At 43.9% G+C, this 12033-nt stretch carries 10 protein-coding genes; 6 read left to right on the top strand and 4 right to left on the bottom strand.

The window, feature by feature from the left end:
- Positions 1 to 56 precede the first annotated feature (56 nt).
- On the bottom strand, positions 57 to 1364 hold the full coding sequence (locus QUB63_RS31555; protein ID WP_332949321.1) for a DUF4114 domain-containing protein: 1308 nt from the start codon (positions 1362 to 1364) through the stop codon (positions 57 to 59).
- Between the two features lie 304 nt (positions 1365 to 1668).
- Complete coding sequence (locus QUB63_RS31560) at positions 1669 to 2397, bottom strand: hypothetical protein (protein ID WP_332949322.1); 729 nt, start codon at positions 2395 to 2397, stop codon at positions 1669 to 1671.
- Positions 2398 to 2590: 193 nt separating this feature from the next.
- On the opposite strand from QUB63_RS31560, the gene QUB63_RS31565 reads away from it, so the two are divergent.
- Positions 2591 to 3490 carry a tetratricopeptide repeat protein gene (locus tag QUB63_RS31565; RefSeq protein WP_332949323.1) on the top strand — a complete coding sequence of 300 codons (900 nt, stop codon included), beginning with the start codon at positions 2591 to 2593 and terminating at the stop codon, positions 3488 to 3490.
- Between the two features lie 52 nt (positions 3491 to 3542).
- Here the strand turns inward: QUB63_RS31565 and QUB63_RS31570 are convergent, their stop codons facing one another.
- Positions 3543 to 3722, bottom strand: coding sequence for a hypothetical protein (locus QUB63_RS31570; protein WP_332949324.1), 180 nt, complete (start codon positions 3720 to 3722; stop codon positions 3543 to 3545).
- 193 nt (positions 3723 to 3915) lie between these two features.
- On the opposite strand from QUB63_RS31570, the gene QUB63_RS31575 reads away from it, so the two are divergent.
- Positions 3916 to 4698, top strand: coding sequence for a DUF1822 family protein (locus QUB63_RS31575; protein WP_332949325.1), 783 nt, complete (start codon positions 3916 to 3918; stop codon positions 4696 to 4698).
- Between the two features lie 33 nt (positions 4699 to 4731).
- The gene (locus QUB63_RS31580; RefSeq protein WP_332949326.1) at positions 4732 to 6822 is read left to right on the top strand and encodes a CHAT domain-containing protein; all 2091 of its coding nucleotides are present in this window, start codon (positions 4732 to 4734) and stop codon (positions 6820 to 6822) included.
- Positions 6823 to 6891: 69 nt separating this feature from the next.
- Here QUB63_RS31580 and QUB63_RS31585 read toward each other — a convergent pair whose 3' ends face one another.
- On the bottom strand, positions 6892 to 7776 hold the full coding sequence (locus QUB63_RS31585; RefSeq protein ID WP_332949327.1) for a 4-hydroxybenzoate solanesyltransferase: 885 nt from the start codon (positions 7774 to 7776) through the stop codon (positions 6892 to 6894).
- A gap of 212 nt (positions 7777 to 7988) precedes the next feature.
- Here QUB63_RS31585 and QUB63_RS31590 point away from each other — a divergent pair, with 212 nt between their 5' ends.
- From QUB63_RS31590 to QUB63_RS31600, 3 genes are all read left to right on the top strand, one after another.
- On the top strand, positions 7989 to 9605 hold the full coding sequence (locus QUB63_RS31590) for a Ppx/GppA phosphatase family protein (protein WP_332949328.1): 1617 nt from the start codon (positions 7989 to 7991) through the stop codon (positions 9603 to 9605).
- A 633-nt stretch (positions 9606 to 10238) separates the two neighbouring features.
- The gene (locus tag QUB63_RS31595) at positions 10239 to 11333 is read left to right on the top strand and encodes an alpha/beta hydrolase family protein (protein WP_332949329.1); all 1095 of its coding nucleotides are present in this window, start codon (positions 10239 to 10241) and stop codon (positions 11331 to 11333) included.
- A gap of 113 nt (positions 11334 to 11446) precedes the next feature.
- The gene (locus QUB63_RS31600; protein WP_332949330.1) at positions 11447 to 11950 is read left to right on the top strand and encodes a hypothetical protein; all 504 of its coding nucleotides are present in this window, start codon (positions 11447 to 11449) and stop codon (positions 11948 to 11950) included.
- Positions 11951 to 12033 lie beyond the last annotated feature (83 nt).

Consider the following 12033-nt stretch of genomic DNA (forward strand, 5'->3'; position numbering starts at 1 on the left):
ACTTGGGCATCACTCCCTCCAAAACTCTGCCGAGCGCTGTTGAGTTTTTATTATACCTAATCAACCGGACATGATATTACAGCTACTGGCGGCGTTACAGCTACTGGCGGCTTTGTCTCAACAGGCGGCGTTACAGCTACTGGCGGTTTTGTTTCAACAGGCGGCGTTACAGCTACTGGCGGTTTTGTTTCAACAGGCGGCGTTACAGCTACTGGCGGTTTTGTTTCAACAGGCGGCGTTACAGCTACTGGTGGTTTTGTCTCAACAGGCGGCGTTGTTACCGGTGGCGTTACAGCTACTGGCGGTTTTGGATCGACAGGTGGCGTTGTTACCGGTGGCGTTACAGCTACAGGTGGCGTTATCGGAACCGGCAGTTTTGATTTGACATAATCGATCAATTTTTTGCCACCAGCAAGTTTAGTCCAATCCTTCTTTGGATCGATCGCTTTGTCGATCGACACTGCTTTACCCGTCGCACCTGTTAAATTGAAAACCAAATCGTTGTAATCTTTATCCGAACCTTCATCGACTCGCTGATCTTCCATCGCAAATGCCTTGCCATTGCCAGTGACATCTGCTATTTGACCCTCTAGCAAGGCATCATCTGGATTAAGGCTAGATAATGACAGCAGCGGGCGTTTGTCACCGTCAGCACCGGGATCGTTAAAGACATCTTGGACAGTACCATTTGGCACCAGCATCACCGCAAAAGGCTCTCCCGGTTTCATCGCAAATGTTTTCGGCCCGCTGTACTGTCCCTCGTTATAATTCGCTTCTCCTAAACTGCCGTTAAATAGCGGATTTGCACCTTCTGTGGGGTCAGAAATTACGACGTGGCCGAATAAAGAATTGCTCAAAGCTCGTCTTGCTGATTCTTTGATAAATTCCTCAGAACCAGGATCGAAATTCTCCATTCCCTGCACGCTGAAAATCGCAACTTCACCTTGATAATTGCCGCCGTCGTGCAGCCAGTCAAAGCCAACTTGACCGGTTGAATCTGGAGTGAAGAAACCGGAGGTAACGCCTAAGCCTGTCAGCGGATCGACTTTGCCGTCTGGGGTTAAACTAACTTGATAATTCGTATCGCGCGAGGGTGCAGAGATTTTGAGTGCATAATTTGTTGCACCCAAATTATCGATGCTAAAAGTTCCTGAATTTGTGCCGTTGGTTTCGATGTCTTTGACGACTTTTCCCTGAGTGTCGAGAAGCTGCATCCCGACAACGGAAGTAAATCCTTCAGCCGTAACTCGAAAGCTGCCGGGATTGAGCCGATTGAAACGATAGGTGTCTGTGGGGTCAGTTTTACCCGCGAAGTCGATCGAGATATAGTTGTCGTTCAGATTGCCGATCGATATATTAGACATGGTGCACCTCGATTAATCCGATAACTTTGGGTTGATATGTATCTATCTGGAGTGCGCCGGAGTTTTTATGCGCTTTGTCATATAACTTCACACAGAGTGTGGGCTAAACTCGCATAACTTCCGCCGCTATGTATCTATCAGAAGTGCGCCGGAGTTTTTATGCGGTTTGTAATATAACTTCACACAGAGTGTGGGTTAAACTCGCATAACTTCCGCCGCTATGTATCTATCTGGAGTGCGTCGGAGTTTTTATGCGAAGTTTCTGTTTTTGTAATATAACTTTACACAAAGTGTGCGATCGGCATCAGCCAGACATGACATCAGAGTTTTTTTGAGCAATGTGTCGCCCGATCGCTTGCACTTTTGAGAATCCCGTCCTTTTCCAAAAAGAGCGAATAGTCTGTGTCTTGATATTCAACTGTCGGGCGATGGTGGACATTTTTTCTGGCGACTCCTGCAAGAACAATTTTTGAACAATAAATTGACAGTTGCAGTCGGGACGGTTTCGAGGATGGCAGTTGCGAAGTTTTTGTTCTGGATCTCGATCGATGTATTGTACTATCTTCCATGCTAAAGCTTGTTTTTCTTGTCTTTCAATCCGTTCGATTTCTACGTCCAAACCATCCAAACCGTCATTGTAAAATCTACTGCGCTCTAAAGCGTCTAAGTCTAAGGAAAGTATGTTTTGAGTTTTTGTAGCATATAAATCGTAAATTCGATACCAAAGATGAGCGTTAATCCAAGTGATGAGATTGTCTTGAATAGGAGAACGTCTGGGAGAAAAATTGTGAAGATTCTTATCTAACCAGTGCCAAGTTTTATTAACTGCTTCTAAATAATAGGGATGAGAGCTTTTTAACAATTTGGGCAGCCGTTGCAGTTGCCGCAACAATCGATCCATCAATTCTCGACGGCGTGGACTATCCGGTGATTCCGAGTAAATTGCTAGAATTAGTTTAGATAACCGCTCATCTTGAGGAGTGCGATCGGAATATTGCTCTAATGCCAACCTCAATTTATGTATGTTATCCATAATAGTCCTCCTAGTAAATGAACTTCGATGTCTAGGTTTTTACTTACAGCTATTTTCTAGTATTTTTTTTACAAAAACAATGATAAAATTCACAAGAAAATTCACAGGTTTTTATGAAAAGTTCACAAACTTCACAAAAATCCTAAAATTAATAGTATAATCCGAATAAAATATATATTTTTTGGCGAAAGCGATGAAGATTGAAGAAGTGTTGAATCTGTTGGATGAGTGGGTTGTTGCAAAGAAAGGAAAGCGGCTGACTGCCGCCGAGAAAGAAATTATTCGTCTAAGCTGGGGTGATATAAAATATGCGGACATGAACATTCCCGGCTATACCCCTAGCTATGTCGAGAGAAGGCTGGCACAGAGTTTGTGGGTTCTGGTATCAGAGGCGATCGGAGAAGGAGAAAAAGTTACTAAAAAAAATTTTAAGGTGGTGGTGGAACAAGCAGTCAAGAAGCGCTCGCGCCCCCAACCGCTTGTAACAGAAATTACTTCACTAGATTCGGCGATCGCAGCTAATAATCGCGGGGTTAAATTAAAAGAAGCTAGCGAATTAGTTGAAGCTAGAAAGCAGTTCGAGCTAGCTATTAGAATAAACCCAGATAATGCAGCAAGTTACTACACTCTGGCGTTGATGTATGAAGAAGCTGGAAAAGTCGATCGGGCGATCGAACTGTATCAGGATGCGGCATTCCGTGGCTTTGCTGCTGCTTACTGCAATTTGGCCCGTTTGTACATCATTGAATATAAAAATTGGCCGAAAGCTGTTCAAAAAATCTCGCACGGTTTAAAGCTGGTTGAAAAGGAGAAAGTTGAGGATGACAGAATAGTCGAAGCGGCCTTGTTAATTTACCAGGCTTGGGCTTGGAAGGAACAAGGACGCTTTGAAGAAGCTTTGGAAAAGCTACAAGAGTCTGTTAAACTAGATAGCGATCGCGGTTTAACCTATGGCATCATGGCAGAAGTACAAGAACATTTGGGGAATGATGCAGCAGCTTTGGAAGCGTGGAAAAATTGCCTGAAATATGCTAACTCCGCTGAGCGAGATGAAGATGTTTACATTGGTAAAGCACGTCAGCGTCTCAAGTAAGTGGGATTGAGGGGAAAGTGCGATCGCGCTTTCCCCTGATTTTAGCTAGCAATCAAGGACAAACGTATTCGTTTCCGTGCCGGTCGATACAAATTCGCGGTACCATGTGATTGGCTGACTGAATGGCTGCAGGAGCGATTGAAACAGCCGAAACTGCGGCTAGTACCAATGTTAAGTTGCCGATCGCGATCGAGCTAATGAGGAGGGGTGAAATCAAGACTTTGCTATTCATTTTTGTGTCTCCAAGTCAATTGTTTGAACAAGGGACAACCGAGTTAGGCCTAACTTTTTTGTCTCCATACATCTAGGATGCTTGGTGGCTCTGGGTTTGGCTGCGTTGGTTTTGGTACCGCTTCTGGTACTGCCCCCAAAAGCGATCGGATTAACTAAAACTGAATTAGACCATCAGTTAAGTAGAGGTAATCATGGCAATAGCACTCAAAGCATCGAAAAAAGGACTAGCAATTATTGACTTAGCTCGAAAGAAAAAGGGATGGACAAAAATTGCTGTACCTTGGCATGAAAATGCTTTAGTCGGTGAAGCAGCTTTGAGAAAGTTTTGGCGACAAATTCCCATTATAAAAGATAATTTTGTCAGTATTTGTCAAGCTGTAGGAGTGAATAATTGGGAAGAAATTGTTGAAGAAACCCTCCCTTTGGAAAACCCTCAACCATCTGACTTAAAATGGTTACTAGAGTTGAGAGCAACCCTCGAACAAATAGATAAGCCACTAATTGACAAACTGGTGGCTCAGGTTCAGCAACGTTCTCCAAATGCGATCGTTAAAACACAAAGAATTGACTCATCTAGCCTCGTATTAATTGAGGATTGGCAATCGGTAGAATCTATATTGCCCCCGAAGCAAGCTCGTTCTATAACCCTTGATACCCCAGTACCTGAAAATAGTATCAGACGAGCAAAAAAAATTGATTTAGGGGCAAATCATGCAGTCGCACTTGTTGTCCAAACAACACTTGAATCTGAGACTGAAGTGGGGATTTGTGTCTGGGTTTATCCCACTAATAATGCAGTTCATTTACCACAAAATTTACAAGTCATAGCACTGGATGAATCTGAAGCGATTATTATGGAAGAACAAACAGGAGATTCAGAGGACTCCGTAGAACTAGAATTTGCTGTCGAACCTACAGAGCTTTTCAGTATAAAAATTATTTTGGGAGATGTTAGTATAACAGAAGATTTTTGAGTTCAGTGGATGAAACCTAATAAGTATAAATAAATGGAAAAGCTTGTAATTTTGAATTTATCAGAAGGAAACTTCGAGCTTGGCTTTACTGCCATTTTAGAGATTGGGCAAGAGGGATTACGCCCCGAAATTGTAGTTAGAGGTCATCTACCCGCTGCATCTCATATTCCTCAATTAGTTGGCGAATGGCAAGCTGCATTTAGTAAAAAGGTGAGTCCACTTTCTAACGATGCGTCAGGAAATCGATCTCGTGCGACAGCTAGACGGCAGAGTAAATCTTCTTGTAAAGACTCTGCTGAAAAGTTAGTATGCAGCATCAACGAATGGCTCAACTCGGGAAATACTGAGTGGCAAAAGATCCGAGACTGTTTACAGCAAAATTTGAGAAAGTCTGAAGAAATTAGACTAATTATTCAAACACGAAATAATGACTTAAGACAGCTTCCTTGGCAGGTTTGGGATTTATTTGCAGGTAATTACACAAAAGCTGAAATTGCCTTAAGCGAACCTGAGTATTATTGCGCTGGGAAACCACGACTGAAGGCTGAAAAAGTCAGGATTCTCGCTGTTTTAGGCAATAGCGATGGTATAGATATCCAGTTTGACAGGCAAATATTTGAACTTTTAGACCCAGACGAGACCGACTGTAAATTTTTAGAACAGCCAACAAAAAAGCAGCTTATCGAGTGGCTTAGTGATGAACAAGGATGGCATATTTTCTTTTTTGCTGGTCATAGCTCAACAGTTGATGGTAAAATAGGAATATTTGAAATTAATCGCGATCAAAGTATAAATATCGATGAGCTTAAAAATACACTGAAGCTGGCGATTTCCCACGGTTTGCAACTGGCTATTTTTAATTCTTGTGATGGATTGGGACTGGCCAACCAACTCGCTAAATTACAAATTCCTCAAAGTATTGTGATGCGAGAACCAGTACCCGATCGAGTAGCACAGGATTTTTTGCAGTATTTTCTGACTAATTTTGCTCTTAAGCGTTCTTTTTATGGGTCGGTACTATCGGCACGTAAAAAGCTAGAAGACATTTGGAATCAGGAATATTGTGGCGTTAGCTGGTTGCCCGTAATTTGTCAAAACCCCGCTGTTGAACCTCCGACTTGGCAAAGTTTTCTCAGTAAAACAGAAACAAAATTACCAGAATCATTTCGGGAAGTTAAAAAAACTTGGAAAACCGAACATACTCTCACCGATCATTCAGACATTATTAAATCAGTCGCCATTCACCCAGACGGTCAAATTTTCGCTAGTTGCAGTCTCGATCAAACGATTAAAGTGTGGAACCTCGCAACTGGAGAACTCCTCGAAAATATTACCCAACATTCTGGCGGTGTGACTTGCGTTACTTTCAGTAGCGACGGAAAAACTCTTGCCAGCAGCAGTGCCAATCCCGACGGTACTATTAAATTGTGGGATACTCAAAGCTGGCAATTGAAACGCACTCTGAAAGGCAATGATTGGGTGGTTCTTTCTGTATGGTCGATCGCCCTAACCTCCAATGGCAAAACTTTAGTCAGCGGACACCACGCTGACAGTACCGTGAAAGTTTGGAACCTCGAAACCGGGGAATTGCGACACACACTCAGAGGTCATGTTTGGGCAGTTCACGACGTGGCGATCGCCCCCGACGGCAATATAATTGCTAGTGGAAGTTTCGACAGCAATATCAAGCTTTGGAATCTTCACACAGGCAGAGAAATCCGCAATTTAAACGGCCCTGGTGACGGCCCTATTGGTTGGCCTCGTTCTTTCTTTAGCGACAACATCGTTTATAGTGTCACCTTCAGTCCCGACGGACAAACTCTCGCCAGCGGTGGCGCGAAGCAACCGATTAAACTGTGGCGTTTAAGCAGTGGAGAACTCAAAAGCAACTTGACAGGACATACGGATGATGTTTATGCTGTTGCCTTTAGTCCTGACGGCAAATATCTCGCCAGCGGTAGTGCCGATCGCACTATTAGAATTTGGGATTTATTTACCGGAGAAGCGATTCACACTCTAGGACATTCAGACACTGTTTATTGTCTTGCTTTTAGTCCTGACGGACAAACTCTCGTCAGTGGTAGCAGAGACAGAACTATTAAGATTTGGCGTTTTTCCACCTGAAGATAATTACTAATATCGCTTTTTGAACAGGCAAGATGCCTGTTCCACAATAATTATTGGAGATGTCTATTAAAAAATCTCCCCAACAATCATCCCCGCCAATATCACAAATCCCACCCAAACATTTTGGCGAAAGATTTGACCGTAAACAGGCTTGGGAATATCCGCTTTCCGCAGTTGACTGTACTGCAAAAACCACAAAACCGCTGCGGCACAAATTGCCATCCAAAAACCGACGTGCAAGTGCAGATTAATTCCCATTGCTGCTAATAAACCAACAGTACCAAAAAAGAAAAAACCCACAGCATTAGTTACGTTATCCCCAAAAAAGATAGCGCTGGAATTCACGCCCACACGCAAGTCATCTTCTTTGTCGCTCATCGCATAAACTGTATCAAATCCCATCGTCCACAGTACGACTGCACCCCACAGCAGCCAAGTCGCTAATTCTAATTCGTCAACGGCGGCGCTCCAACTAATTAAAACTGCAAATCCCCAGGCGATTGATAACACTAACTGCGGCACTGGAAAAAATCTTTTTGCTAGGGGATAGCAGATAATTACTGGTACGGCGGCGACGCACAGCCAGAAGCTTAAAGGATTGAGATAAAAAGCGAGAATCGCCGCGCAAGCAAAGGAAATTAAAGCAACTCCTATTCCAGTTTGCACTGTGAGGGCGCGGGAGGCTAGGGGGCGCGATCGCGTTCTTTCTACTTCGGGATCGATATCCCGATCCCACAAGTCGTTGATCACGCATCCAGCCGCACTCGTGGCTAAGGTGCCCAACACAATTACGCCCACCAATGCTGCGGGAGGCTTCCCGTCTGCTGCTAAAAACACCGCCCAGAGGGCTGGAATCATTAAAATTAACCTTCCTGCTGGCTTGTCCCATCTCAAAAGCCTCACGACGGCTAGTAATGTGGATTCAGATTGGCGATCGGACTCGGTAAGCATTTCAATTTTAGATTTTAGATTTTTAGCATTAAATTCTATCAAATTTTAGGCAAAATCACCTACTATCTCTGCGGTCGATCGCACTTGGGCCGGAATTGAAAACAGGTAAAAGTCTTGTCCAGTAACTAATTCGCGATTTTTCCTAATTTAATAGGATGCCTAACTGGATTCGTGAAATAATCATAAATATCTGTCAACCCCGATACACTCCTATGGTTAATTCACTTGCTGCTGCGGAGTCAAATCGCATTATTGCTGCTATTGATATGGGTACTAACTCGTTTCACATGGTGGTGGCGCGGATCGATCCGAAATTGCCCGCGTTTGCGATTATTGCTAGAGAAAAAGATACGGTTCGGTTGGGCGATTGCGAGGCTAAGACAGGGTGCTTGAAGCCCGAGGTGATGGAAAGGGCGATCGCCACTCTGCGACGTTTTCAAGATATAGCTAAAACTTTCAATGCTGAACAAGTTATCGCTGTGGCTACGAGTGCGGTTCGAGAAGCCCCTAACGGGCGAGATTTTCTCAAACAAGTTGCTGAAGAATTAGACTTAAATGTTAGCTTAATTTCCGGTCAGGAAGAAGCGCGGAGGATTTATCTCGGTGTGCTTTCGGGTATGGAGTTTAACAATCAGTCGCAGGTGATTATTGATATTGGGGGCGGTTCTACTGAGTTAATTTTAGGAGACAGTTCTGAACCTCGCTGTCTCACCAGTACCAAAATTGGTGCTGTGCGCCTGACTGGAGAATTTGTCAAAACTGACCCAATTAGTCGGGAGGAGTTTGCTTATTTGCAAGCTTATATTCGGATTTCGCTGGAAAGACCGATCGACGAATTGCGATCGCAATTCAAGATAGGCGAAGATCTCCGCTTGATCGGCACTGCTGGAACCATCGAAACACTGGCTGCAATTAACGCTCGCGAAAAGTTGGGAACAGTTCCGAGTCCGCTGGCTGGATATCAATTAAGTTTAAAAGATTTGCGCGATTTAGTCAATCGCTTTCGCAAACTTTCTTACTCCGAAAGGCTGGCAATTCCCGGAATGTCGGACAAGCGGGCGGAAATTATTCTCGCCGGGGCGTTGATTTTGCAGGAAGCGATGGCACTATTAGGAATGGAATCGCTCACTGTGTGCGATCGATCTTTGAGAGAAGGCGTCATTGTTGACTGGATGCTGAGCCGCGGTTTGATAGAAAACCGCTTGCGCTATCAAGGTTCAATCCGCCAGCGCAGCATTCTGCACATGGCAGAAAAATATCAAGTAAACTTAGAACAAAGCGAAAGAACCGCAGAATTTGCGCTCAATTTGTTCGACCAAACCCAAGGAATTCTGCACAATTGGGGCAGCGAAGAACGGGACTTGCTGTGGGCTGCCGCGATTCTGCACAACTGCGGTTTGTACGTCAGCCATTCGGCGCACCACAAGCATTCTTACTATTTAATTCGCAATGGTGAGTTATTGGGATACACTGAAACTGAGATTGAAGTAATTGCTAATTTAGCTCGCTATCACCGGAAGAATCCTCCTAAAAAGAAACACGACAATTTTCTGATTCTTCCGAAAAGATACCGGGAAGTAGTTAGTAAATTGCATCCTTTTCTGCGGTTGGCTGTGGCTTTGGACAGGCGGCAGATTGGCGCAATTTCTGATTTCAAATGCGAACACCGCCCGGAAGTTCGAGAGTTTCACTTGCGGCTGCAACCGCTCAATCCAGGGGACGATTGCGCTCTGGAACTGTGGAGTTTGGATTATAAAAAGCCGTGTTTTGAAGATGAGTACAATCTCAAATTAGTGGCAACTTTGGAGCCGACTCTCGTTCCTGTTTAAAGAGCAGCTAGACCCGGAAAACGAGAAATCGTAGGGTGCGTCAGGCAAAACAATCAACAATCCGAGAAAACCTTTACTCCTGACACACCCTACAATAACTTAAAATTGGCAATTTTTGCTGTAATTTATGATTCAGTTTTCCTGAACCAAACTATTTATAGCAGTTCTCAAATAAGTTCGCGGACGTTGTTGGGATCGCGTACTCTCTTACGGTGGTTATATAGTAAGGTCGCGGACGCGCCAACAACTCCGATCGCAGTCATACCTCACCTATCTGAGAACTGCTATAGGTAACTTTAGTTGCAATTAATTCTCTACCTTTAGGCAGATTTGATGAGATTTGTTTTAAGTATAAGTTTAAGGCATTGTTTTTAGGCTGACTGGAGCGCAAATGCAGGCAGCGCAGCTCGCATGAATTGGAACTGCCTGCACAAACGAGAACTGCAAGGGCTGTAAATCGCCAAGCTTTCAAACTGCTACAGCTTGACAAATTTCTCAAAACGATGGCAAATCACAAAAAGGGCGATCGCTCATACAATTTATATAACTTTCCCCATCCTTAAATTAAAAAATGCCGGCAATTTACTATATTCATTATAGCTTTAATCCGCGCTCTCAACCCAAAAAATAATTATGAATCTTAGCGATTATTTTCTATCTGGAAGACACATATTGATCGTCTGTGCAATTGCTGCACTTGCTGTTGCCTTGGGCGGCAAAACCTACGCCGCAACCCTCGATTACTCGCCGAAATTTAACGGTTACGATCGTTACAGCACCACGATATCTGCTAACAACGATTTAGCAGACATTTACTATCCCAAACCATCGGATCTTAGTTCTGGCAATTACTCTTTCCCGATCGCACTTTTATTGCAAGGTGCGCTTGTAGATAAATCGTTCTACTCAGATTATGCTAGCCTCGTCGCGCGGTACGGCTTTGTGGTAGTCGTGCCCAACCATTTACGCCCTTCGCCCTTCAATCCCAGTTCACCACCCAGCTTGGCGCCAGAAACTTCGCAAATTGCAGCGGTTTTGTCTCAAATGGCGATCGAGAATACAAAGCCCGCATCTCCTATTGCGTCTGTTGTCGATACGCAGCGCCTTGGTTTATTGGGTCACTCTTTTGGTGGTGCGGTGGGCTTATCGGCGATCGCCAACCAATGTCTCACAGAACTGTTCCTGTGTCGAGAGCCATTTACCAGGCCGAAAGAACTATTAGCAGGTGTATTTTTTGGAGCCAACTTGCGAAATCCCATTACTAATGAATATGTCCCCATTTCTAATGATGGCATTGCCGTGGCATTGATTCAAGGCGAGAGCGATGGCGTAGCCCTGAGCGATCGAGCCCAACGCACCTTTGATAACATTCAAACACCGCCCAAAACTTTGATTGCTGTTAACAATGCAAATCACTTTAGCATCACCAATGTCGATCGCCCTGCTGGTGCGAACCCCGATCGCAATACTGCCGCACTAGATCGAGCCGTTGGGATTGAAACAATTGCACGTTGGAGCGCCCTATTTTTGCGAGCAAATATGCTTGAAGATCCAGTTGCGCATGATTATATTTACTCTCAAGGTGACGCCCTAGATCCCAATGTCAGCGTCACCAGCGTTGCAGTTCCAGAACCATCTTCTCTGCCCGGATTGCTGATGTTTGGTATTGCGGCATTTGGTCATCGCTGGAGAAAATGGAAAGTTGGGGCCCCAACGAAATCTCAGTAGCTAAGTACAAACAAACAATCATATCCAAACCTCACAAGAGTTTCGGGAAAATTGTCAGGGAATAGCGGCGCCATCGGATTGCTACTAAAATTAAAAGATTGAGGTAATAAATTGTGCCATTAACTTGGAAAGCAACGTTTTTGTTTGTCACTGTTGCCACTTTAATTTTGTTGCCCATCAACTGGTTAATTCTCAGCGATACTTTGCCGATTGAAAAGACCATAAATTACAGCACATCTGAAACTAATTTTATTCAAATGTGGATAAAATTAGCAGCTTTCATCGGACTGTTACTTCCAGGATTTGCCTTTGTAATCTGGTGGCGCTATCCCGAAGCTAAAAAAATTCTGGGATTATATTTAATAGTTTTAATAGTTCAGATTGCAGCCGAGCAGATTTTGAGTCGTGTTTTGTTCCCCAGCTTGGTAGTGTTCAGCGGCACAATGTACACAGCTTTTAGAATTTGGCAATTATGGCAAGGTCAACAGCTTCTGACAGCGGCTCAACTTAACAATTACAATCCAATAGTTTTCAGCAGTTTATTGTGGTTGTTACTGCTTTTTTGGTTGAGTAATTTAATCGTACTTTTTGCAGTGGCTTGGCCTAGAATCTTGTAAGATAGATTTTTTGAGGGAAAAATCAAGTAGAGCAATCGCCATGACAAGGCGCGATATCGACCTCAAACAAACATCTTAAAAAC

Source organism: Microcoleus sp. ARI1-B5 (assembly GCF_036705795.1).
Classification (GTDB): domain Bacteria; phylum Cyanobacteriota; class Cyanobacteriia; order Cyanobacteriales; family Microcoleaceae; genus Microcoleus.